Source organism: Acinetobacter sp. ANC 3882, assembly GCF_022549545.1.
GTDB lineage: Bacteria > Pseudomonadota > Gammaproteobacteria > Pseudomonadales > Moraxellaceae > Acinetobacter.
The window spans coordinates 119526-144769 of record NZ_JAKZGB010000002.1 but is presented as its reverse complement, the minus strand read 5'-3'; the positions used below and the strand labels follow the sequence as shown (position 1 = coordinate 144769).

Sequence of the window (25244 nt, the reverse complement as noted above, 5' to 3'; positions counted from 1 at the left end):
CACCACGCCATAAAGCGTTACATTTCACTGATCACAACTTAACTCATTTCAGTGGGCAAGCTAAAGACATATTCATTCATTAAGTCCACACCACATTCCAAGGTTTCGATCCAGTCTAAAAATTGATGGATCATGTCCTTGCCTATAAATGCTGTGCCATGTTGCGGCACAATCATGTCCAAATCCATTTGCCGTACCATATTCACCCACAAACGAATGACTTTATTGGAGCACATATAACGCTGATGGAAGCCTTTCATTTTTTGAATATGCACGTCAAAGTCAGTAATCGGTAAACTGGCATCTTCCACAATTGAAGCACCCATATCACCAGAAAACAGAATTTTTGCGGTTGGATCATAAAACTGGAAATTTCCCACCGAATGCAGAAAGTGGGCGGGAACTGCAACGATGGCAGATTCACCCAAAGCAATGATTTGTCCCGTATCTGCAAGCTCGATCAGACGCTCTTCCCAGTTGCCTTTCATACGATCACTCATAAAGGCAGAATTCAAATGTGGCAAGAAACGTGCCCATAGTTTTGATGCCACCACTTTGGCATCGGTATAGACCAACCAACGTGGCATCGAGGTAATGATGTCTGGGTCTTGATGAGAAGCCATCACATAATCCATATTTTTCAGTTTGGTATAGCGATTAAGCTCCATGGTGAGAGGCACATAGGTCAGATCTCCACCCGGATCTAAAACAGCCGCCCGATCATGATCAATAATTAAAAACTGATTGGCCTGAATGCCCTCTCCTTTAACCAAACTGGTAAAACTAATGCATTTATGTGTGCCATTATCAAACAAAATTTGTGATGTTGTCCGCTCAAAACTCATAACTTCCCCAGAAAAATTCTTTAAATATTAAATATTTTTAATTCCATAATAAAATAATGGGATTTAGTTCGTATTTCAATCAGATATTGGACTTTTATCATAATTTATAAGAAAAAAACCCATCACATTGGGATGGGTTCGTATAGATTTAAAATGTCAGCAGACTAAAAGAAATAATGTTGCACCAACGCTGAGACCCCAACGACCAAGAAAATCGCAGCCCCAATCTTATGAATCAAGGAAATCGGTAGCTTATCCGCCAGCTTATCACCAATAAACACTGCAGGTGCATTGGCGATCATCATCCCGAAAGTAGTACCAATCATGACCCAGAAAACACTGTCAAATCGTGCTGCCAAGGCCACGGTTGCAATTTGAGTTTTATCACCAATTTCAGCCAAGAAAAACAGGATGAACGTTGCACCAAACACCCCAAATTTTTGCCATTTATTGATATTTTCGGTTTCATCACCCAATTCATCTGGAATCAGCATCCAAATCGCCATCCCAATAAAACCAAGTGCAAGAATCCATAACAAGATTTCAGGACTGAGTACGGTGGTAATCCATTGCCCTAATACAGCGGAAATACCATGGTTAATGGTCGTGGCTAATAGAATAGCAATAAGAATCGGAATCGGTTTACGGAAGCGTGCAGCGAGTAATAATGCGAGCAATTGTGTTTTGTCACCCATTTCAGCAAGGGCAACAATCGATGTGGAGATGAGAAATTCATACATAGTTGAATGCTCTGGCTAGCAAAATATACCGATGACCTACCCCTCCTGCTAGCCAAAATCAAATAGATTGATGCAGAGTGGTAAATCAAAGGTCTTGCCAACAAAAGCTCAGCTAAACAGCTGCTCTTGGTTCTTTGCTATGATGACCATGCTCTGCTGAGCAATTATGTTGATCATCACCTCTTTACTTTGCGTAAAGAGCGGCTACTCCCCAATGAAGTGATTTCATTCTATCAAACAATAAAACGGTTTTAAATCGTTATGCCCAAAATTTTTGGTAACTCCAGATCAATATACGTGCAAGCCCCAGAAAAAAAGCCAAATAAGCACTTAAGCCAAGAAAACCAAAACTGCCCCAACCACTTGCACCACCGACATGTTGTGCCTGATACTCCATTGCCATGACCACTGTCGCTACCAGCACTTCGATGCCCATTACAGCATACATGACCCATTCCCAAGGGAAATGCAGGAAGCTCACCCACAATCCCATCAGCACAAAAACGATGAGTAATATGGGTAGCATCACCCGATAAATCACTAACATCCTTGCTCCTTGATTCAAAAAATCGTTATCAATACAAATTTATTTTAGGCAAAACTATTCTCAAATAAAGCCATTTTTTGTCATGCTAAAAATAGAAAACCCCGCTTAAGCGAGGTTTTCTAAATTCAAACTATCATTAGAGCAATAAGCTACGAATATCTTTAAGCAACTTGGTCAACTTATTGGTAAAGCGCGCGGCATCTGCACCATTAATCACACGATGGTCATAAGACAATGACAATGGCAACATCAGACGCGGATCAAAATCTTTGCCATTCCATACCGGTTGCATGGTTGCAGGAGATATACCCAAGATTGCGACTTGAGGCCAGTTCACCAATGGTGTAAATGCGGTTCCACCAATACTGCCTAGGCTGGTAATGGTAAAGTTGGCACCTTGTAAGTCTTTCGGTGACAACTTGCGATCACGCGCTTTTTGACTAAGTTCAGCCAATTCAGCTGCAATTTGCTTAATTGATTTCTGGTCTGGATTGCGCAATACAGGAACGGTTAATCCATCTGGCGTTGCGACTGCAATCCCCATATGAATCTCATTACGCAATAACACTGATTTTTGGTCATCCGCCAAATGCCCAGCAAAATAAGGCTCTTCTTTCAGCAGGTGTGCAACTGCTTTGGCAATAAAGGCCAAAATGGTTAAGCTGAGACCTTGCTTTTTAAAGCCATCTTTCAACTCACCACGCCACGCTTCGAGTTCAGTAATATCCGCCAAGTCAAACTGTGTTACTTGAGGAATGAAATTATTCAATGACAATTGCGGAACAGAGACCTGCTGCAAACGTGTCATCGCTTTCGCTTCACCACCACCAAATGCGCTAAAATCTGGCAACTTCGGCAAGCCTGAAGCCACTGGAGCTGCTTGAGAGCTAGCTGCTGCCTGTGGTGCAGTAAGGCGTGTTTTCACATAAGCAAATACATCTTCCTTAATGACACGATTATGCTCACCAGATGCTTTCACCTGTCCAAGCACCACACCCAATTCACGTGCTAATTTACGCACAGCTGGGCCTGCATAAACCTTGGCATTTTCTGCTTCTTGCGCTTTGGTCAGCTTCTCAGCGTGCGCTGGCGCACTTGGTGCTGCTGTCGTTGCTGCCTGTGGTTTTGCTGGTGCTGCTTGCGTAGCAGGCGCAGCGGCTGGTTGAGCTTTTGGTGCTGCTGGAGCAGCAGCCTGACCACTCACCTCAATCGTTGCCAAAGCCACGCCTTGACGAACTTCTTGATTAGCAGAGACATGGATTGCTTTCACAATCCCCGCTACCGAGCTTGGCACTTCAACAGAGGCCTTATCCGACTCAACCACGCATAGGCTTTGTTGAGCTTCAACGCGATCGCCTACATTGACCAGAATTTCTGAAACAAGTGCTTTTTCTACACCCAGATCAGGCACTTCAATTTCAACATTACCTGTTGAATTATTGCTTGTAGCTGGTGCTCCTGTCGTTGCGACTGGTGCTTCTGTTTGAGTAGGGGCTGCTTGCGGTTCAGATGACGCTGCAGCGCTCGCAGTCTTGACCTGAATCAGTACCACACCTTCTTTAATGCTGTCGCCTTCTTTAATCTGGATCGCTTCCACAATCCCTGCTACCGAGCTTGGTACTTCTACAGTCGCCTTGTCCGACTCAACCACCACAATACTTTGTTCAGGTTCAATCTGATCACCGACTTTGACCAGCACTTCTGCAACCAACGCTTTTTCTACACCAATATCTGGAACTTTTACATCCACAACCTGACTTGCTGTCGCTGTTGGAGCGGCAGCTGGTTGTGCTTTTGTTTCAGCTTCGACAGGTTTCGCTTCTGCTTTTGGCGCTTCCGCTTTCGATGCTTCGTTCACAAGTGCTTCAGCAGACTCAGACTCTAACTCAATCAATGCGACGCCTTCAGTGACTTCATCGCCCTGTTGAACCAGAATACTTTTTACAATACCTGCCGCAGTGCTTGGTACTTCTACCGTTGCCTTATCTGACTCTAAAACCAGAAGGCTATCGTCAACTGCAACATGGTCGCCTACTTTGACCAAGATTTCTGCAACAAGCGCTTTATCTACGCCAATATCAGGTGCTTGGATTTGCATAATTATTTCCCCTCACCTGTTTGTGTTTCGTGGTATTCAGCAACTCCCTGAACTTCTGGATGCGCTTGTGGTGCCCATGCAACTGGACGGTCAGTATCTAATTCAAAGTTAGAAATTGCATCTTTAACTAAACGTGCATCTACTTCGCCTTCGTCAGCTAATTTTTTCAAAGTCGCAACAACGATATGCGCAGCATCAACACCAAAGAAACTACGTAAGTTCGCACGTGTATCTGAACGGCCGTAACCATCTGTACCTAATGCAACAAATGGACGACCATCTGGTAAATATGCACGGATTTGTTCACTGTACGCACGCATATGGTCTGTCGCAGAAACGACGATACCTTCAGTGCCACGTAACTGTTTAGATACCCAAGATTCTTTCACTTCTTCAGTCAGCGGATGTAAGCGATTGTACTCTTCACATGCCATACCGTCACGTGACAACTCATTGAAGCTTGTTACGCTCCAAACGTTTGAGTGGATCTGGTATTCGTCACGTAAGATTTTCGCAGCTTTAATCACTTCACGCAGAATAACGCCTGAACCCAATAATTGAACCGTTGCTTTTTCATCTTTTTCGAATAAGTACATACCACGTTTAATGCCTTCCTCAGCGCCTTCTGGCATTGCAGGATGCTCGTAGTTTTCGTTCATTACGGTTAAGTAGTAGAACACACGCTCTTGGTTTACATACATACGTTGTAAACCGTCATGTACGATCACAGCCAATTCATAACCAAAACATGGATCATAAGATACGCAGTTTGGAATCGTGTTCGCCAAGATATGTGAATGACCATCTTGGTGCTGTAAACCTTCACCGTTCAGTGTGGTACGGCCAGCAGTCGCACCCAACAAGAAACCTTGTGCCTGTGCATCACCAGCAGCCCATGCAATGTCACCAATACGTTGGAAACCAAACATTGAGTAGTACATGTACATTGGAATCATTGGCAAGTTATTGGTTGAATAACTGGTCGCCAACGCAGCCCACGCACTCATCGCACCCGCTTCGTTAATTCCTTCTTGAAGCATGTGTCCATCACTTGCTTCACGGTAATGCATTAACTGTTCTTGGTCTTCTGGGGTATATTTTTGACCGTGAGCGGCATAAATACCAAGCTGACGGAACATCCCTTCCAAACCAAATGTACGTGCTTCATCTGGAACGATTGGAACTACGCGGTCTTTAATTGCTTTTTCTTTCAATAAAGCAGCAATTAAACGCACCATCACCATCGTGGTCGATTGCTCTTTACCACCTGAACCATTTAATACAGCATCAAATACAGAGAGTTCAGGAATCGCTAAAGTTTCACTCTCACGACGACGTGCAGGTAGGTAACCGCCTAATGCTTCACGACGCGCCTTCATATACTTCATTTCTGGAGAGTTTTCACTTGGGCGATAGAATGGAAGCTCTTCTAACTTATCATCTGTAAATGGCAGGTTAAAACGGTCACGTACATATTTCAAAGAGTCGATCTGCATTTTTTTGATTTGGTGAGTTTTGTTCACCGCTTCAATTTCTTCAGACAAACCATAACCTTTAACCGTTTTCGCAAGAATAACGGTTGGTTGACCTTTGGCTTTCATTGCTTCTGCATAGGCAGCAAAAACTTTGTACGGGTCATGACCACCACGGTTAAGATTATCGATGTCTTCATCGCTTAAATCTTTTACAAGTTCCGCAGCTTCTGGGTACTTGCCAAAGAATTTCTCGCGTGTATATGCACCGCCTTTCACTTGATAGCGTTGGTACTCACCATCAACTGTTTCGTCCATGACCGCTTTTAAAGCACCTGAAGTATCTTGAGCAAGGAGTGGATCCCAATGACGGCCCCACACCACTTTAATGACACGCCAGCCCGCACCACGGAATAAAGATTCTAATTCTTGAATAATTTTACCGTTACCACGTACAGGACCATCTAGGCGCTGTAAGTTACAGTTCACCACCCAAATCAGGTTATCAAGCTTTTCACGACCAGCAAGTGAAATTGCACCCGTACTTTCTGGCTCATCCATCTCGCCATCGCCCAGATAAGCCCAGACTTTACGATCTTCTTCTTTGATCAAGCCGCGATTCATCAAATATTTTTGAATGTGTGCCTGATAAATCGACATAATTGGACCAAGACCCATTGATACAGTTGGGAATTGCCAATAGTCCGGCATTAAATATGGATGTGGATAGCTTGGTAAACCATTACCGCCAACTTCACGGCGGAAATTACTTAACTGCTCTTCATTTAAACGGCCTTCGAGGAAAGAACGCGCATAAATACCAGGCGCACAGTGACCTTGGTAATAAATCATATCGCCGCCAAAGTTATTGCTGTTTGCGCGGAAGAAATGGTTAAAACCAACGTCATACAATGTTGCAGACGATGCGAAACTTGCAAGGTGACCACCGAGATCGTCACCCGTTTTATTGGCACGTAACACCATTGCCAAAGCATTCCAGCGGATCAAGGCACGGATACGGCGTTCCATATCCTGATCGCCAGGCATTGCTGGTTGTTCTTCAACTGAAATGGTGTTGAGGTAAGGTGTATTGATGCGTTGGATTGGAACGTGTTTTGCAATAGCCCGTTGATAAAGTTTTTCTAGCAAGAAGGCAGCACGTTCCGTGCCCATATGTTGTAATACTGAATCAAATGCTTCTTGCCATTCTTGGGTTTCTTGCGCGTCAGAGTCGCCATAAAACGCCATACAATTCACCTTTTCCCTTAAGTTATTTGTCGACCCTATTTTTATCATGTTTTGCTGTGATAGAACTATTGCCCCAGATGAATGCAAAACGCCTTATTATTTTCTGACAAAATAGTCATTGACCTAAATGAAACAAAACACATAAAAAATCGCCAATAAAGGCGATTTTTTTGAATATTGATATACAACTGTTAACAAATTACATTAAGGCAACATTGCTAAGTAAGTTGATGGATTTTTACGTTGACCATCTTTTACAACTTCAAAGTGTAAATGTGGTCCAGTACAACGACCTGTACAACCTACATTTGCAATATGTTCACCAGCACCTACACGATCACCAGCACTCACGATTAAGCGTGAAGCATGTGCATAACGGGTGATGTAACCATTGCCATGATCAATTTCAACATATTGACCATAACCGGTACCCCAACCTGACTTTGTCACCACACCAGGGCCTGTTGCATAGATTGGCGTACCAGACGGCGCAGCAAGGTCAACACCTGAATGGTGGCGAGTAGAACCGAGTAGTGTGCGATTGCCCCAAGAAGAACTTACACGACCTTCTTGTAGCGGATGGCTAACCAGCCAAGAATAACCTGTGTTTGCTGAAAATGACGGTGCGTTGTCTTGAGTTGAAATAGCTGAGCGGCCATATTTCTTCTCGATCGTCGCATTATTCAATTCAATGGTTTTTTCGCGTAGTTTAACTGACACATTCGATACAGCTGGCAAATCCATATCAGCTGAATGAGTATAAGAACCTTGAGCTAAGGTTTTTGATAATTGCTCTAAGCGGTCATCGCCTGTCGTCTGACCAATGTTCTGATAATCTGCAAAAGCAACCGAAGCAGCTGAAGCAGCTAATGAAAATGCGAGTAAAATACGACGCGTATGATGCATAAAAACCTCTTGAAACCGTCCTTCAAACGTTCCTTTATCATCTGTTCCTTGATAACAGCTGAACCAAACGCTTAAGATGGACACATTACCTCCGAGGAAGTCACATGTCTGAACCTAACAACGTTTTCCAACAGAAAGGACAACATATAAAAACTGGAAACTTAACGCTTCTGACGACGCAAGTGACACAATGGAAACAACTTACGAAAATTATTCAACCGTTATTGCCCCAACCAGAGCAATGGCAAGTTGTTTGTTATCAACACGGGGTTTTGATCATAACTGGTGAAAATCAAGCAATGATTAGTCAACTCAGCTATTTACAAAGCCACTATGTTGCGCAGTTAGCTCAGCTCGAAGGACTCAAGGAATTACGAAAAATCCAAGTTCGCTTAAGAAACAAAAATGTTGTCTCTCGTGAACCCTCTCCCCCAACAAAAACACTGACATCAGAGACCCAAGAGCTATTACGCAGCGCCGCTGAATATGTGAGCGACCCTAAGCTTAGCCAAGCTTTACTACGTTTGGCAAGCAATAAAAAGTAAACTTCATATATTAAGTGTTGGAATACACACTATTTTTATGTGATGGAAATCTCAGATTCAATTGTTATAACATAACATAGGCAATAAAAGACAATGACTTATGTCACACTTACATAAGGAATTGGACAATCACTCTCGTTATTAAATGTTACAATTTCATAGCTGCTTGGATCATTTTGAACATTGCGTAATAACTGATTATTCAGCGCATGCCCTGACTTATACCCATCAAACTTGGCAATAATTTGATGTCCAAGTAAATATAAGTCCCCCACTGCATCTAGAATTTTGTGACGCACAAACTCATCGGCAAAGCGTAAACCTTCTTCATTCACCACCCCTGTGTCATCGACACCAATCGCATTTTCCAGACTCGCACCTAATGCCAAATTATTGGCTTTCAAATAGTCCAAATCTTTCATAAAGCCAAAGGTTCTTGCTTCACTGACTTCATAGACGAAGGTTTCTGTAGAGAAATCGATGGTGGCTGACTGGTATTCTTTGGCAAATGCTGGATGGTCAAAATCGATGGTAAAGTTAAGTTGGAAGCCTGAATGTGGCGAGAAAATTGCTTTTTTGTCATCAATTAAAGCCTCAACTGGCTTTAAAATACGAATGAACTTCTTTGGCGCATCTTGCTCCGCCAGCTCACCTTGCATCAGCAAATAGATAAAAGGTCCCGCACTTCCATCCATAATCGGCACTTCAGAGGCAGACACTTCAACGATCAGATTGTCGATCCCTAATCCAGCAATCGCGCTCATGACATGTTCAATGGTACCGACCTTGATGTCTTCACGAACCAAGTTCGAGCACATAAAGGCTTCTTGGATCAATAAAGCGTTGGCAATAATGTCAACAGGGGGATTTAAGTCGATACGGCGAAAGACAATACCTCCATCAATATGATGTGGAACAAAATTAATCAGCACCTTCTGACCACTGTGCAGACCAATCCCGCTCGCTTTCACCACACGTTTGAGAGTACGTTGTTTCAACATGCCATACCAACTTCATTTGCAAAAACCGATATAACTTAGCATATTTTGCCATTTTAAAAAAATAAAAAAGGGGACAATTACTTGCCCCCTTTCTCTAAATATATGATTTTATTATTTACGCTGTTGATTTTTCAGATAGTCTTGAATGCTCATTGGCGATGAACGTGGCGTAGAACTTGCTGCTGCACTCGCTGGAGCATCAACATTTGCACGTTTGCTGATCGCTGGAACATCATCTTCATCCACAGATTGCTGAGCCGCTTGCGAAGCAGGTGCATGTGAAACCACCGCACGTCTCTTCTGATCAACTTCACTCGCATTACGCGTTAAACCTGTGGCAATCACAGTAACACGGAGTTCGTCACGTGCATCTGGATCAAATACGGTACCGTAGAAAATTTCGCCTTCATCCAAATCAACGATTTGGTTGACCACATCGGTAATAATTTCAGTTTCACGCAGGGTAATATCATCGCCACCCGTGATGTTGATCAATACACCTTTCGCATTGATAATATTTACATTATCAAGCAATGGACTACGAATAGCCTGTTCAGCGGCTTGACGAGCACGATCTTCACCACGACCCAAACCAGCACCCATCATCGCATAACCACGCGTACTCATTGCAGTTTTCAGATCGGCGAAGTCGAGGTTAATATGACCACGATTAACCACCAAATCAAAGATACTACGTACTGCATTCAGCAATACATCATCTGCCTTTTTATAGGCATCTTTCATTGAGATATCACCATACACGCTAAGTAAGCGTTGGTTTGGAATGATAATCAATGAATCAACGTGTGCTTCTAATGCATCAATACCTTTTTCAGCAGACTTTTGGCGACGACGACCTTCAAAATTGAATGGTGTAGTGACTACACCTACAGTCAAGATACCCATTTCTTTGGCAACTTCAGCAACCACTGGCGCAGCACCTGTACCTGTACCGCCACCCATGCCCGCAGTAACGAACACCATGTCAGTCCCTTCAAGGTGCTGACGGATCACGTCACGGCTTTCTTCAGCTGCGATTTGACCGACTTCTGGATTCGCTCCAGCGCCCAAACCACGTGTACTTTGTTCACCCAATTGAATTTTGAATGGAGCATTCATGCTATCCAATGCTTGTTTGTCCGTATTTGCACAGACAAATTTTACGCCTTGAATATCAGATTGCGCCATGTGCTGCACGGCATTACCACCGCCACCACCCACACCAAATACTGTGAAACGGGCTTGACCGTTGCCATTGTCTAGTTCATCTTCTATAAATTCAAATGAGGCCATGACCTTTAGATTTCCTAATATTAATGGCAGTTACTTCAGCCCGTTACTGCCCTGATTTTTAAACAACTGATGTGTAGGATGCTGTTCAATAATCGCTAGCTTGTCAAGTACAGTGGCGGATTTAGAACAACTTCCTAACAAATTTTCCCAAAAATAACTACAACTTAAAAGATGGCCTTTAATTTGCTATTTAATGCATTCCAACCATTGGCAACACGATCAACAAAACTACGATCACTTGTTTCTTCTGGTTCTTCAACCGTATCTTGCAAATCACTTTGGCTAAACATCAACAAGCCCGATACTGTGGCGTACATTGAACGACGCAAAGCAGGTAAATGTTGATCATCTGCATAGACTTGTAATGGCGGATTGCCCAAATGTGCAGACACGCCCAGCATACGACGCGCCAAATTCACCATACCTTCAATTTGACAAGAATCGCCTGTGAGTACCACACCATGGTAGAGACCATGGATTGCACCGCTATGTTCCAGTTCTTCACGAATTAAAGTGAAGATTTCTTCATAACGCGCAATGATGATTTCTGCAAGCTCAATACGACTGATGGTTTGTGTACCGTCAATCGCTTGCACTTGAATCATGTGATCTGGCTTCACCACACTTAAGTCAACACAACCATGCAAAATTTTGATGCGTTCAGCTTCTTCAGTCGTGGTCTGTAAAACAGCGGCAATATCACGGGTGACATTCTCACCACCACGTGGCAAGGTTCGTGCCAAAGCCAAACGGCCATCTAAATACACCGCAATATTGGTAATTCCTGCGCCAATATCAACTAAACATACACCATATTCTTTTTCGTCTTTGAGCAGACTGGCTTCAGCGGTTGCCAAGCAAGACACCACCATTTTTTCCACCCCGATATTGGCCCCTTTCATGGCACGATCAAGGTTTTGCATGGTGCTGATAGGCATCATCATCAACTGATAATGACCGGTCATGCTATGCGCAGACATATTCACCGGGTTTTGTACCCATTCAGCTGAATCACCAAGTTCAAAGCCCAATGGCACAGCACTGGCAAGATAATAGTCTGGTGATACATGACTCGCTTTGGCTAACTCTAGTGCACGAACCACTTCATTCGTCGTAATAATATGATCGTGGTTGGCGACTGGGGTACGGCCTGATGCATAAAAACTTTGTAATTCTGTACTTGGAATCGACACCCACGCACTATGAATACGACACTCCGCCATATCCTCAGCTTCGGATACCGCATTCTTAATCGCCGCGATCACCTTGTCTAAGCTAACAATCTTGCCTTTAACCATACCTCGGTTGCGAGCAGTTGCCATGCCAATGACTTGGATCTTATCTGGTGCATGGATCTTACCAATCAAAACTGAGACTTTATGGGTCCCAATATCAATCGCAACAACTGAGGGAACAGCTTCACTCATTACTTCAATACCATATCTTTAGTGTTGTTTAGGACAACTGTCCTTTATTTTAAGCCACGTATTATGGCTTTGCCTGAATTGCCCCTGCAAGGCTTGTGTCATCAATCGTTACAACTAACTGACCGTTAACAATCTTTGGCGGAGCTGCGTTTTTCCACTGAATAGCCAAGCCATTCCGATAACGCAAATCAATCGCCGTGATTTTTGACCATACAGGTTTTAAATCCGTTTGTGCCAAATGGCTTAAGCGTTGCAACTTATTCATGGTTTGATCTTGGTCCACAATAATCCGTAGGCCCGAATCAAACTGCATGAACCAAGTCATACGCTCGGTTAAATACAATTCTTTTAATCTCAAATTCGCTGGATGAAACAATTGATTAATTTCATTATAGCGACGCATCATCATTTTGGATTGGCTGGCTGGCCCATGTAAAAGCGGCAAGTTAGGATGTGCTGTTGGCACCGCCTCGCTAAATACATCACCATTGTCACTCAGCAAACGCCCTGTTCCCCAACGTGCAATCGCATGACGCGGCATTACCCGCACTCGAATTGCATTTGGCCAAGCCCGTGACACCACCACACGATCAACCCAAGACACTTTTAATGCTTGATCTCGAATCTGTTCTAAATCTGAAGTGAAGTAGTTATCTTTAACAATTGGATTGAGAAATTGAACCAACTGTTGATTTTCAACATCAGAATTGGTCCCAACCACCTGCAACTGCGCGACTCGTGCATCCGTCATGACTTTATACAAGCCAAACAGACCCAACGCCAATACAGCAAATGCAATCACCAGCAACACCCAACCGCCCGCATTCACCATTTTCTGTTTAGGCGAAGGCGGTTTCTCGTGAATCGAGCTAATGGCTGGCCGTGTTTTACGGCGCATAGAGGCAGGAAGCTGAGCCATAAATCGTTAAGCCGATGCTGCTAAGGTTTGCTCTAAAATAGCAACACAAAGCTGATCAAAACTATAACCGACAGCTTGTGCTGCTTTTGGCACCAAAGAATGGCTGGTCATACCCGGAACTGTATTCACTTCTAACAACCAGAAATTCCCCTGTTCATCCTGCATCGCATCAATACGGCCCCAACCTTCTGCACCCACGGCTTGGAAAGCACGTAAGCAGAGCGCTTGTAAGCTCTTCTCTTCTGCTTCGCTTAAACCGCAAGGAATGCCATATTCCACATCATTACGCTGATACTTTGCTTCATAGTCATAAAAAGCAACGTCTGCTGGTGGCTGTAAACGAATCACAGGCAATGGCTGACCATTCAAGAATGAGATCGTAAATTCACGACCTGTAATCCATTTTTCTGCCATCACCACGGCATCATGCTGAGTTGCTTTTTCAATTGCAGCAGCAAAATCCTCAGCTTTTTCAACCTTGCTCATCCCAACACTTGAACCTTCATGCACAGGCTTGATAATCACAGGTAAGCCCAATTCAGCAATCACAGGTTCAAGATCCGTATCTTTGGTGATAATGCGATAAGGTGCGGTTGGCAAGTCACTGCCCTGCCAGATTTGCTTGGTCTTAACTTTATCCATACCAATCGCAGAACCTTGCACGCCTGTGCCTGTATAAGGAAGGTTTAACCACTCCAATACACCTTGGATCTGACCATCTTCACCACCACGACCATGCAATACGATAAATGCGCGATCATAAGCAACTAACTCAATCACACTACGATCTTGCGGGTCAAATGCTTCTGCCTGAACGCCCGAACGCAATAACGCTTCTAAAACAGCTTGGCCGCTGTCCAATGACACAGCACGCTCAGCCGACTTCCCACCAAATAACACAGCAACTTTGCCGAATTTTGCAGCATTTGACACGTTTATATCCTTAAAACTTTTAATAATCACAAAACAAAATTATTTGGCATACAAGCGATGCTGAGCCAATTCTACCGAAATTGCACCAACGTTACCCGCGCCTTGTGTTAATAACAGGTCATCCGCTTGTAACACTTTTTGTAAAACGTTCGGTAAATTGCCTTCCACTGGGTCGACCAAGATCGGCTCAACCTCTCCACGTAGGCGAATACTACGTGCCAAAGCACGGCTATCTGCACCTACAATCGGTTTTTCACCCGCTGGATAAACCTCTAATAATAATAGTTGATCGACTTGCGATAACACATCAACAAAATCATCAAAACAATCACGAGTACGGCTAAAACGGTGTGGCTGGAATAACATCACCAAACGGCGGTCTGGATGGCTGGCACGTGCAGCTTTAATGGTGGCTTCAACTTCTTTTGGATGGTGACCATAGTCATCCACCAGTTTCACTAAGCCTTCGCCAACTTCATACTCACCCTGAACTTGGAAGCGACGTCCCACACCACTAAAGCCTTCTAAAGCACGGCAAATCGCACCATCAGAAACACCTTCGTCAGTTGCCACACCAATCGCAGCAAGTGCATTCAAAACGTTATGCAAACCTGGTTGATTAATGGTGACACGCAATGGCTCACGGTCTTTACGCAATACTGTAAAATGCGACTGCATGCCTTCTTGTACAACATCTACCGCACGGATGTCATTGTCTTCAGCAAAACCGTAGGTCAATACTGGACGACCAACACGTGGCAGAATCTCACGAATATTGGCATCATCGCCACAAACCACAGCCAAGCCATAGAATGGCAAGTTATGTAAGAATTGAATAAAGGTATCTTTTAACTTATCAAAGCTACCTTCATAAGTATCCATATGATCTGCATCGATATTGGTCACGATGGCAGCCATTGGCTGTAAATACAAGAAAGAAGCATCTGATTCATCCGCTTCTGCCACAATAAAACGGCTTTCACCAAGCGCAGCATTTACCCCAGTGCTATTCAGCAAACCACCAATCACATAGGTAGGATCAAGGTTTTCTTCTGCCAACATCGTCGTCAACAAACTGGTGGTGGTGGTTTTACCATGCGTTCCTGCAACCGCAATACCATGACGGTAACGCATCAATTCACCCAACATTTCCGCACGACGCACGATTGGCGTACGTTGTTCGATGGCTGCTTTAATCTCTGGGTTTTCAGGATCAATCGCCGTCGATACCACCAGCACATTGGCATTTTTAATATTGTCAGCCGAGTGACCAATAAATACCTTGATCCCATTCGCTTCAAGTTGAGCCGTGGTTTTCGACGCTTTGATATCTGAGCCTGAAATTTTATAACCTTGGTTACTCAATACTTCGGCAATACCGCACATCCCCGCACCACCAATACCAACAAAGTGGATATTTTTAATACGGCGCATTTCTGGCACTTTAATCAGCTTTTTGGCTTGGTTTGGATTTGTTGGAGACATAGATAAACTCGAATTACAATTTTTTAATCAGATCAACCACATGCTGCGTTGCATTCGGTTGTGCTTGTTGACGTGCTTTTACAGCCATTTCAGAAAGTAACTGGCGATTGAGTAAGCCAGCCAACATTTCATCTAAAACAGCAGGTGTCATGTCTGCTTGCTGGCAAATCTTTGCAGCGCCAACATTTGCCAAAAATTTAGCATTTGCTGTTTGGTGGTCATCCACCGCAATCGGTAAAGGAACAAAAATCGCCGCCAAACCTGCGGTTGCCACCTCGGTCACCGTCAATGCGCCTGCACGGCAAATAATCAAATCCGCTTCACTATAGGCTTTCGCCATATCATGAATAAAGGGCTCGACTTGAATATTTAAATGCTCTGGCGCACCTTGGTACAAAGCACGAGTTGCATCTTGCTTATTTTGACCACATTGATGGAACACCTTGAGCGGCACAGTGACCTTTTTCAAAGCTTCCGGCAAACGCTCATTCAATGCTTGCGCACCGAGCGAACCACCCACGATTAGAATATTGAGCGGCAGTTGTTCCTGCTCACGGGTTTGATAACGCCATGACGGATTCAAAATCGCAGTAATCTCCGCACGTACAGGATTACCTGTGGTCACGATCTTATCACTGCTAGCAAAAGTATTTGGAAAAGCCTGACACACGGTCTTGGCAATTCGTGCCAGTTGGGTATTGGTAAAACCTGCAATCGCATTTTGCTCATGGATCAGTACAGGAATCCCCAGTAAACGCGCAGCCAAACCACCCGGACCTGCTACATAACCACCAAAACCTGCCACAGCATCAATCTTGAGCTGTTTCATATAGCGCATTGCACTTAACGTTGCTTTTAAAATTTTAAACGGCGCACTGAGTTTACGGACTAAACCATTGCCCCGCACACCTTGAATATCAATTTGATAAATTGGAATATTTTGATCTTTGAGCAACCGATTTTCCATTCCCGTAGGCGTCGCTAGCCAAGAAACTTGGCAGCCTTCCTGTTGCAACTGTTTGGCAACAGCAAGTGCGGGAAAAACATGCCCACCAGTACCTGCGGCCATCATCATGACATGTTTGGGTTTGTTCTGTGGTGAATTGGTCACGGTCTAATTCTTCAACTCAAAAAAAGAAGGTTATCGTCTATTGTTTTCGGCAGTTATTTTAATCCTAAAGCTTCATTCACGAAAAGCGAATTTCACTTGTTTACAACAGAAAGCTGAGCTTTTTTCGATTCTTTGTTAAAAACAAGGTACTGCCGATATGCAAATGCCCGTTTGCATCTAAATTTTCATTCAATACAAACGGGCATTTTGGTCAAAAAGTGAAACTTTTTTAGTTTTGACGACCTGCTTCTAACACCGCAAAAAGATCATCGGCAATCGATGTCCCAAATTGTGCATCAATCTCACGAATACAGGTTGGACTCGTCACATTAATCTCGGTCACATAGTTGCCAATCACATCCAAACCAACAAAGACCAAACCTTTTTCACGCAGGAATGGGCCGACTTTCGCGGCAATCAATTTATCATTTTCACTGAGCGGACGCGCCTGCCCTAAACCACCTGCTGCCAAGTTACCACGCACTTCACCATTTTGTGGAATACGCGCCAAACAATATGGGATCGGTTCACCATTCACCATCAAGATACGCTTATCGCCTTCGACAATCTCAGGAATATAGCGCTGCGCCATGATTGGGCATGTCCCCATTTCTGTCAGCATTTCCAAAGTCGAACCGATATTCACCCCATCTTGGTATAAACGGAAAATCCCCATGCCGCCCATACCATCTAACGGTTTCACAATCACATCGCCATGTTCTTTGATAAATTCACGGATCAGGCTTTGTTGAGAGGTCACCAGAGTTGGCACTTGCAGCTCTGGGAATTGGGTGGCAAACAACTTTTCATTACAGTCACGTAATGATTGTGGTTTATTGATGATCCAAGCACCTTCACGCTCAGCCTGTTCCAAAATATAGGTGGTATAGACAAAGTTCATGTCAAACGGTGGGTCTTTACGCATCAAAACCACATCGTAATCTGCCAACGATTCTTTGCGCTTTTCGCCCAGCTCATAATAATGATTGTAATCCTCAAACACTTTTAAAGGTGAGATCAGACCAAAAGCTTTGCCTTGGTCGATATATAAATCGTGTTGTAATGCATAACCCAATTCATGTCCGCGACGACTGGCCGCCCATAACATTGCCATGGTTGAATCTTTTTTGAGATTCACGGTTTCAATCGGGTCCATCACTACCAGTACACGCATAATCTGACGCTCGTATTTTTAATCTTGGCAAAAAGTATAGCGAAGTTTACTGATGATGTTTAAACAAGTTATGTAATTATTAAATCTAAAAAATTCTAATTTATTCAAATCACTAGATTCAATTTATTTGAATAGACTATTTTGTTACGGATAAAAAATTTAAAATTACTGGCAAATGGATCCACCGCCAGTAATTTGAAAAGCATCGCATTTTAAATTCAAATCAAGCCAAAAGTTTTTGAATATCTTTGGCAATTTTTTCAGGTTTGGTGATTGGCGCATAACGCTTAACCACTTCACCGTTTTGATTGATCAGGAATTTGGTAAAGTTCCATTTAATGCTGCTGCCGAGGAGGCCTTTAGCTTCAGAAGTGAGGTATTGATACAAGGGATGTGCAGTTGGACCATTAACATCGACTTTGGCAAACATCGGGAAAGACACACCATAATTACGTTGACAGAAGCTGCCGATTTCTTCATTGCTGGATGGGTCTTGGTTGGCAAATTGGTTACATGGAAAACCAAGAATCACCAGACCTTGTTGTTGATAGTCCTGATATAACTTTTCCAAACCTTCAAATTGTGGCGTGAGACCACATTGGCTCGCGGTATTCACCACCAATAAAACTTTGCCTTGGTAGTCCGCGAGGTTCTTTTGTTCGCCTTCTAGCAGTTCAGCCTGAAAATCATAAATCTTGCTCATAAGTGTTCTCTCATCTATCCAATATGGAATTGCTCAAAATAGTTTGCTTAATAATTCAGCTTGCTTATTTAATATTGCATACAATTATCTTGTGTGCAAGTTTATTATGCGCAATGTACTTTTTGAGCAATCCAATTTATACTGAATGTTCAACAACTAAGTCGAGGAAAAAAGCATCATGGCTGACGTTTCATTTTTGGATAACCAAGTGTGTTTTGCCATGTATTCCGCGACCAATGCGATGATTCGCCAGTATCGCCCTTTGCTGCAGGAATATGATCTGACCTATCCGCAATTTATTGTATTGCTGGCTTTGTATGAACAAGACAATGTGATGTTGTCTGAGATTGGACAAAAGACTTTTTTTGATTCGGGAACGCTGACTCCAATTATTAAAAAACTCGAAGAAAAGCAGTTTTTAAAACGTGTTGCGGTCAAAGAAGATGAGCGGATGAAAAAAGTAATTTTGCTGGAAAAGGCGCTGGCGTCAAAAGATGAAATCACCCTGATTCCATTTAAACTGGCTTGCTCATTGGGTATGGACCCGAATGATCTGCTGGCGATTCATAACTTATGCCATCGTTTTTTAAAAGGTTTGGAACAATCTAAACTCGAAAGTCTGGAAAATTAAATGCAGCAAGCGATTGTCGGTTTTCATCTCGATGAGGAAGGACATTATGTTGCTGATCTCGCCTGTGGTCACGGGCAGCATATGCGCCATGACCCACCGTGGCAGAATCGCCCTTGGGTATTAACCGAACAAGGGCGCAATGAAAAATTAGGTATGGTGTTGGAATGTAAGAAGTGTGAAGAGATGAAATTTTCGTAAGAGGTTTTGTATTAAAAAGCATGTTTAAGTACAAAGTAATAGTATTGAAATCATAAAAGTGGTGTTTTTTATGAAATAATGATGTTTGAGTCGATTATGTTACTTTCATTCTCTTTGCAGAACTTCGCTTCTTATAAAGATTCTGAATATATTGATTTTCGTCCTTCTTCTATTAAAAAGTTAAGAGAAGGAAGCTTTCATACTATTGAAAATCCAAATGACGCTGCTAAAAAAGAATATGTTTACACTACAAATGCAATATTTGGAGCGAATGCATCTGGTAAATCTAATTTAATTTTTGCACTTAGAATGTTGATTTCCTTAACAGAAAAATCTGCTACATGGGATGAGGGGAAAAAAATATCTACGTATTTTCCTTATAAGCTGTGCTATGAGTCATCAACAGCACCTATACATTTTGAATTAGAGTTTATTATTAATAACATTAAATATTTATATGTTATTGAATATGATAGAGACACAATTATTTATGAGTCTTTGGACTTTTATCCAAATGGGTTAAAAGCCAATTTATTTAAAAGAGACGAAGGTAGTGATTGGAAAACCATAAGTTTTGGTAAATTTTATACGGGTGGAATTAAGCAAATTCCATTTTTTAATAATCAATCTTACTTATCTGTAGCTGGTCGTAGTGCAGGAACACCCAAAATAATTAAAGAAGTATATAACTTTTTAACTGTTAATATATTTTGTATTTCAACGCATGTATCTAATTCTTACTATAAAATTTCTAAAAGCTATGAGCAATTACCAGCATTACAGGAAATTGCATCACAATTTATCCCTAATATTGGTATTTCTGCTGATAAGCTATTTACCAAAACCATAAAAAGTGAGGATCCTGAAAAAGATGATAAGTATGAAATTTGTATTCAAAGGCAAGATGATTTAAATAATTTAATTGATTTTGACTATCATGATGAATCTGATGGAACAAAACATTTAATAGAATTGCTACCATTAATTACTGTGGCATTTTTACGACCATCTGTTCTTGTTATTGATGAGTTAGATAGTAGTCTACACTCAGAGTTAGCAATACTCTTAATTAAAATATTTAATGATCCAAAGTTAAATAAACAAGGATCTCAACTAATATTTACAAGTCATAATTTACAATTAATGGATAAAGATATATTTGACAAAGAGCAAATATGGTTTGCTGACAAAGTAGATAAAAAAACAAAAATTTATAGCCTTTCTGATTTTGACTCAAAGACTGTAACAAATGATTCCCCATTTAGAAAATGTTATATGAATGGTAAATTCGGTGCTTTGCCTGAAATAAACTATTCCAATATATCTGAACTAATTGAAAATATTCAAACTATTGTTTTAGAAAACCAAAAGCTCAAAATTGAGAATACAATGGCTCGAAAAAGTCCTAAATAATCGAAACCCGTAAAAAAGACCCTAGTTGTTTTTAGTGAGGGAGAGAAAACAGAACCTAATTATTTAAATGGTTATAAAGGAGACTTTGCAGTTGATCCCCGGTCAATCATTATTAAAAATAGTAAAAACACAGATCCTAAAGGAATTATTAATGATGCCAACAAGTATAAACAAGAAAACAGATTGTCAAATAATGATCAAATTTGGGTTATTTTCGATCGAGAAAGTGTAAGCAAATATAGTCATAATTATCACAAAGAGGCAACTCAACTCGCAGATTCGAAAGGAGTTAATATAGCCTTTTCTAATGTGTGTTTTGAACAGTGGCTTATTTATCATTTTTCGGATTCAACTAGAAATTATTCTAGTTATACCAATTTGATAAGCGAATCTGAATTAAAAACTAAATTAGCCGAAATTTCTATTACCTCTTATGAGAAGGGACAAAATATTTATTCCAAATTAAAAGATAGAGTAGATATAGCAAAAGAAAACTCTAAAAATATTAGAGAACAATTAAAACAAACTGATCCTAACAAACATCCTGCTGAAAAAGGCGGATACGTTGATATTGATTTACTCTTAGATGCTATTAGAGATATCAATAGATAAACTTTTAGTATTGATCAATAATTTATATAAAATAAAAGGTTAAGCATACGAAATATGATTTTCACACTTCATACTTATTTTCCAACCATCGATTAGATAAACCAAACAAAAAACTCTCTAAGGCTTTTTCATATATCTAAAATGCAGCTCTTGACCTCAAGCCAACTTGAGCTTTTATAGTTGCCCTCTAATCTAAAAAAACGGATAGGTGGATGAACAATTCAAGTAAAACATTTCTCATTTACGGTGTTAGCAAAGGCTTAGGAAAAGCGATTGTCCAAGCTGTACCAAGGCCAATAGATACTGTCTATGGCATCTCTCGAAGCCAACCACAAGAAATTCCGAATTTAAACTGGATTTGTACTAATCTTTCTAATCCTGAACAAGCGGTAAGCGATGTCAAAACAGCGATTGGACAACAAAAAATTGATGTGCTGATTTACAACGTTGGGATCTGGGAACAACATGCTTTTAGCGAAGACTATAATTTTGAAAAAATTTCCGCTGTTGAAATCACCCAAATCATTAACACCAATATCAGCACCTGTATCCAGTCGATTCAATCATTGATCGAAAATCTCAGACTCTCTGACAACGCCAAAATCATTCTGATTGGTTCGACTTGGGGCGTTGATAATCATAACGGTAAGGAACTTGTATTCTCCGCAACTAAATTTGCATTAAGGGGCATTGCGCAATCACTACGAGAAATCTTGCGTGAACACTTGATTGGAGTCAGTGTGCTGAACTTGGGCTATCTGGCCAGTGAATATGAAATCGACAAACCGATTCAAGACGTTTTAGAAGAAACCGAAAATTCGCTCATTCCCTTGACTGATGTGATTCAAGCAATTCATTTTATTATTTCAACCAGTAAGGCAACTTGTGTTAAAGAAATATTGATGCCTGCAATGTTGGATCAGAACGTTTAGCTCTTTATGAATACTCCAAATAACCAACATAAGAGGAGCCAACACTTTCAAAACCCATTTGGCGATAAAGTTCTATTGCTGGAAAATTATCGATGTCAACAATCAAATGTGCGATACGCCCACTCTCAACGATTTGATTGACTGCAAACGCCAGTACTTGCTCAGCATAGCCCTGCCGACGATATTCGGGGAATGTATAAGTCCCACCTATACTCACCAAACGATTAGTTTCAATCCCGAATCGAATGATAGAGACAATTTGACCATCAACTTCATGCACAGCAACCTTAGCTTGTTGAATAAGTGCATCCCAATCGGATACATCCTCAACTGAACGTTCTTGATTATATAAGTGCTGATATTCAATAAGACGAGGAATGTCTGATGCAATTGCTAAGCGTCCATTTGCCTTCAGGAAACCATGCATACAGACCATAATCCATTGATCGTATTCTCGCACCAAACTTGCTTCATGCCCGACTGAAGAGCGCAGTAAATCACGTCCAAAAGCACTCGTAACAATTCGACAAGGCTGAAGTTTTAAAATCTCTGAACAGAATAATCCAGCGGCATAATTCTGCTCGGGTAACCAAAAGCAAGTTCCGCCAACCAAGACCACTGCAACACCCAACAGGGCATTTGCTTCATTTGAATCATATAACCGCAACAATTGCCATTGTGTATCAATAGTTCGTGTCTGATCCAAAAAGGCAGTGATACCTAGAGAGTGATGAAATCGTGAATCAAGCCATTCAGAGATAAGCTGATACTCTCTCAGAGATGTTAAAGACCCTCTTATAATTTTCAGATTTGAACTCTCTGATTTCATCTTGTTCTTCATACCTCTTTTCTCTAACTGCAATTAAGATCAATCTGAAAACAAATAAAAAATACCTCTGGGTCCAAGCTAATTTGAGTCTTTAGAATAATCTAAATATTTTTAATTCTTTATCAAAATATTTTCGAGCTTTAACTAATCTAGAGATAAATCTAAATAAGATTGTGGTGGCTTCTTTCTTTCGTTCACATGGAAATGAGTTTAGCCAAGCGACACAAATATTAATAATGATGTTACATGGTTAAGAGGTAAATTAAGGTTTCGTTTTTAAGTCGAAAATTATGCAAATACCCAAGGAAATATAGATATGCAGAAGAAAAATATTGGCATTATATTTGGAGGAAAATCTACTGAGCATGAAGTTTCGCTCCAATCCGCAAGAAATATTGTCGATGCTATAGATAAAGAAAAATTTGATGTGACATTAATTGGTATCGATAAAGATGGAATATGGCACCTGAATGAAAGTACTCATTTTTTATTAAATTCAGACAATCCTTCTCTCATTTCACTGCATCAATCAGGACGAAATATTGCGTTTATTCCAGGCAAAAATGAAAAACAAATCATCGAGTTCCAAGACAAAACGCTATCACAATTGGATGTGATTTTTCCTATCGTTCATGGAACACTTGGAGAAGATGGCTCATTGCAAGGATTGTTAAGAATGGTGAACCTTCCATTTGTTGGCTCTCAAGTACTCAGTTCCGCCATGTGTATGGATAAGGATATAACAAAAAGATTATTAAGAGATGCTGGTTTAAATATTACACCGTTCATAAAGTTAACGAACAAAAATAGAAAAGATATAAGCTTCGAAATTGCAAGTTCTCAATAAGGCTGCCCATTATTCGTAAAACCCGCTAATCAAGGCTCATCAGTAGGTGTGAGTAAAGTAACCACTCCTGATGAATTTGAAACAGCCTTAGATACGGCTTTTAGCTACGACAATAAAATATTGATTGAGCAAGGGATTGATGGCAGAGAAATAGAATGTGCCGTTATCGGAAACAGTGAACCGTTAGCGAGTGTTTGCGGAGAAATTGAGCTTGAAGATAGCTTTTATTCCTATGACACAAAATATATTAATGATAAGGGTGCAACAGTAACCATCCCTGCAAATATATCGGATGAAATCAGTCAAAAAATTAGAGAGATCTCAATTAAAGCTTATGAAGTCTTGGAATGCACTGGTCTAGCAAGAGTTGATGTTTTTTTAACGAATAAAGGGGAAATTTTTATTAATGAAATAAATACTTTACCGGGCTTTACCAATATAAGTATGTTTCCAAAGCTGTGGGAAGCGAGTGGGCTAAATTACTCTGACCTCATTACGCGCTTGATAGAACTGGCAATTGAACATCATGAAAATAGTGCTCAACTACAAAATACAGTTTCTTTAAATGAGATAGATTAATCGTATTTTCCCGCTCAAAACCAAGGAATAAAAAAGGAAGCTAAAGCTTCCTTTTTCTTTACACCTAAAACTTAAATGCCATATTTTTCACGATATGCCTGCATATTGGCCAAAGCGTCTTTTTCGCCTTTTACATCCAAATAATCCATCAAATCTTTCATGGTAATCAATGCATGCACAGGAATTTCGAGTTCTTTTTGCACTTCCTGAATCGCAGAAAGCTGACCTTGTCCACGTTCCTGACGATCTAGCGCAACCAATACCCCAGCAATTTCAGCACCTGCATTTTTTAAGATGGTCACGACTTCACGAATCGCAGTCCCAGCAGTGATCACATCATCAATAATCCAGACTTTTTGACCCGCAACCGATGCACCCACCAAGACACCGCCTTCACCGTGATCTTTGGCTTCTTTACGGTTAAAGCCCCAAGGTACACTTTTGCCATGAACTTGAGACAATGCCACCGCTGTTGCTGCAACAAAAGGAATCCCTTTGTAAGCTGGGCCAAAAATCACACCGACATTGTCACACTGTACCAATTTATCGGCATAGCCTTGCGCTAACAAAGACAATGCTTCACCATCGTTTAACAAACCTGCGTTAAAGAAATAAGGACTGACACGGCCTGATTTTAAGGTAAACTCACCAAATTTAAGTACACCACGTGATAATGCGAGTTCGATAAAAGCTTGCGGATGAAATGACACAGGCGTTGTCATATAAGGTGCTCCAAATTCTTCAATTGAGGTTAAA

Annotated in this window: 22 protein-coding genes, 2 pseudogenes and 1 riboswitch; of the genes and pseudogenes, 7 read left to right on the top strand and 17 right to left on the bottom strand. The window is 41.3% G+C overall.

Annotated elements, in window-relative coordinates; all coding sequences use genetic code 11:
* Positions 1-38 precede the first annotated feature (38 nt).
* The 6 genes from MMO42_RS05810 to MMO42_RS05785 form a co-directional block, all read right to left on the bottom strand.
* Positions 39-845 carry an MBL fold metallo-hydrolase gene (locus MMO42_RS05810; protein WP_241319689.1) on the bottom strand — a complete coding sequence of 269 codons (807 nt, stop codon included), beginning with the start codon at positions 843-845 and terminating at the stop codon, positions 39-41.
* Between the two features lie 164 nt (positions 846-1009).
* Positions 1010-1585 (bottom strand): TMEM165/GDT1 family protein, encoded by a 576-nt coding sequence (locus tag MMO42_RS05805; RefSeq protein ID WP_241319688.1) that lies wholly within the window; start codon positions 1583-1585, stop codon positions 1010-1012.
* Positions 1586-1669: 84 nt separating this feature from the next.
* A riboswitch (yybP-ykoY riboswitch) is annotated at positions 1670-1810 on the bottom strand.
* A 34-nt stretch (positions 1811-1844) separates the two neighbouring features.
* Positions 1845-2132, bottom strand: coding sequence for a hypothetical protein (locus MMO42_RS05800; RefSeq protein WP_241319687.1), 288 nt, complete (start codon positions 2130-2132; stop codon positions 1845-1847).
* A gap of 136 nt (positions 2133-2268) precedes the next feature.
* Positions 2269-4230: a 2-oxo acid dehydrogenase subunit E2 gene (locus MMO42_RS05795; RefSeq protein WP_241319686.1), complete on the bottom strand. Its 1962-nt coding sequence runs from the start codon at positions 4228-4230 to the stop codon at positions 2269-2271.
* 2 nt (positions 4231-4232) lie between these two features.
* Complete coding sequence (gene aceE / locus MMO42_RS05790) at positions 4233-6950, bottom strand: pyruvate dehydrogenase (acetyl-transferring), homodimeric type (protein ID WP_241319685.1); 2718 nt, start codon at positions 6948-6950, stop codon at positions 4233-4235.
* 204 nt (positions 6951-7154) lie between these two features.
* The gene (locus tag MMO42_RS05785; protein WP_005297544.1) at positions 7155-7856 is read right to left on the bottom strand and encodes a M23 family metallopeptidase; all 702 of its coding nucleotides are present in this window, start codon (positions 7854-7856) and stop codon (positions 7155-7157) included.
* A gap of 104 nt (positions 7857-7960) precedes the next feature.
* On the opposite strand from MMO42_RS05785, the gene MMO42_RS05780 reads away from it, so the two are divergent.
* The gene (locus tag MMO42_RS05780; protein ID WP_005147659.1) at positions 7961-8401 is read left to right on the top strand and encodes a hypothetical protein; all 441 of its coding nucleotides are present in this window, start codon (positions 7961-7963) and stop codon (positions 8399-8401) included.
* Positions 8402-8499: 98 nt separating this feature from the next.
* Here the strand turns inward: MMO42_RS05780 and lpxC are convergent, their stop codons facing one another.
* The 9 genes from lpxC to MMO42_RS05735 all read right to left on the bottom strand — a co-directional run bounded on the left by lpxC (position 8500) and on the right by MMO42_RS05735 (position 18447).
* Positions 8500-9402 carry a UDP-3-O-acyl-N-acetylglucosamine deacetylase gene (gene lpxC / locus MMO42_RS05775; protein ID WP_005297545.1) on the bottom strand — a complete coding sequence of 301 codons (903 nt, stop codon included), beginning with the start codon at positions 9400-9402 and terminating at the stop codon, positions 8500-8502.
* 111 nt (positions 9403-9513) lie between these two features.
* On the bottom strand, positions 9514-10695 hold the full coding sequence (ftsZ, locus tag MMO42_RS05770; protein ID WP_005297547.1) for a cell division protein FtsZ: 1182 nt from the start codon (positions 10693-10695) through the stop codon (positions 9514-9516).
* A gap of 164 nt (positions 10696-10859) precedes the next feature.
* Positions 10860-12122 (bottom strand): cell division protein FtsA, encoded by a 1263-nt coding sequence (ftsA, locus tag MMO42_RS05765; protein WP_241319684.1) that lies wholly within the window; start codon positions 12120-12122, stop codon positions 10860-10862.
* Between the two features lie 61 nt (positions 12123-12183).
* The gene (locus tag MMO42_RS05760) at positions 12184-13041 is read right to left on the bottom strand and encodes a cell division protein FtsQ/DivIB (RefSeq protein ID WP_005209472.1); all 858 of its coding nucleotides are present in this window, start codon (positions 13039-13041) and stop codon (positions 12184-12186) included.
* A 6-nt stretch (positions 13042-13047) separates the two neighbouring features.
* Positions 13048-13974, bottom strand: a complete 927-nt coding sequence (locus MMO42_RS05755; protein WP_241319683.1) for a D-alanine--D-alanine ligase — start codon at positions 13972-13974, stop codon at positions 13048-13050.
* A 39-nt stretch (positions 13975-14013) separates the two neighbouring features.
* A complete protein-coding gene (gene murC / locus MMO42_RS05750) occupies positions 14014-15459 on the bottom strand; it encodes a UDP-N-acetylmuramate--L-alanine ligase (RefSeq protein ID WP_005297550.1) in 1446 nt (481 codons plus the stop codon).
* Positions 15460-15472: 13 nt separating this feature from the next.
* The gene (gene murG, locus MMO42_RS05745) at positions 15473-16570 is read right to left on the bottom strand and encodes an undecaprenyldiphospho-muramoylpentapeptide beta-N-acetylglucosaminyltransferase (RefSeq protein ID WP_081401650.1); all 1098 of its coding nucleotides are present in this window, start codon (positions 16568-16570) and stop codon (positions 15473-15475) included.
* 229 nt (positions 16571-16799) lie between these two features.
* Complete coding sequence (gshB, locus tag MMO42_RS05740) at positions 16800-17744, bottom strand: glutathione synthase (RefSeq protein ID WP_005147678.1); 945 nt, start codon at positions 17742-17744, stop codon at positions 16800-16802.
* 223 nt (positions 17745-17967) lie between these two features.
* The gene (locus tag MMO42_RS05735; RefSeq protein ID WP_005209477.1) at positions 17968-18447 is read right to left on the bottom strand and encodes a glutathione peroxidase; all 480 of its coding nucleotides are present in this window, start codon (positions 18445-18447) and stop codon (positions 17968-17970) included.
* A 178-nt stretch (positions 18448-18625) separates the two neighbouring features.
* Between MMO42_RS05735 and MMO42_RS05730 the strand changes: the two genes are divergently transcribed.
* The 5 genes and pseudogenes from MMO42_RS05730 (at position 18626) to MMO42_RS05710 (ending at position 22233) form a co-directional block, all read left to right on the top strand.
* A complete protein-coding gene (locus tag MMO42_RS05730; RefSeq protein ID WP_241319682.1) occupies positions 18626-19078 on the top strand; it encodes a MarR family transcriptional regulator in 453 nt (150 codons plus the stop codon).
* Positions 19079-19276 carry a DUF3565 domain-containing protein gene (locus MMO42_RS05725; protein WP_241319681.1) on the top strand — a complete coding sequence of 66 codons (198 nt, stop codon included), beginning with the start codon at positions 19079-19081 and terminating at the stop codon, positions 19274-19276.
* Between the two features lie 96 nt (positions 19277-19372).
* On the top strand, positions 19373-20689 hold the full coding sequence (locus MMO42_RS05720) for an ATP-binding protein (protein ID WP_241319680.1): 1317 nt from the start codon (positions 19373-19375) through the stop codon (positions 20687-20689).
* A gap of 36 nt (positions 20690-20725) precedes the next feature.
* Positions 20726-21301, top strand: a pseudogene (locus tag MMO42_RS05715) (RloB family protein); the annotation flags it as partial.
* A gap of 212 nt (positions 21302-21513) precedes the next feature.
* Positions 21514-22233: an SDR family oxidoreductase gene (locus tag MMO42_RS05710; RefSeq protein ID WP_241319679.1), complete on the top strand. Its 720-nt coding sequence runs from the start codon at positions 21514-21516 to the stop codon at positions 22231-22233.
* Between the two features lie 4 nt (positions 22234-22237).
* On the opposite strand, the gene MMO42_RS05705 is transcribed toward MMO42_RS05710, so the two are convergent.
* The gene (locus MMO42_RS05705; RefSeq protein ID WP_241319678.1) at positions 22238-23074 is read right to left on the bottom strand and encodes a GNAT family N-acetyltransferase; all 837 of its coding nucleotides are present in this window, start codon (positions 23072-23074) and stop codon (positions 22238-22240) included.
* 304 nt (positions 23075-23378) lie between these two features.
* Here MMO42_RS05705 and ddlA point away from each other — a divergent pair.
* Positions 23379-24488: pseudogene (gene ddlA / locus MMO42_RS05700) on the top strand (D-alanine--D-alanine ligase).
* Positions 24489-24559: 71 nt separating this feature from the next.
* Here the strand turns inward: ddlA and pyrE are convergent.
* Complete coding sequence (pyrE, locus tag MMO42_RS05695) at positions 24560-25210, bottom strand: orotate phosphoribosyltransferase (protein WP_241287823.1); 651 nt, start codon at positions 25208-25210, stop codon at positions 24560-24562.
* Positions 25211-25244 lie beyond the last annotated feature (34 nt).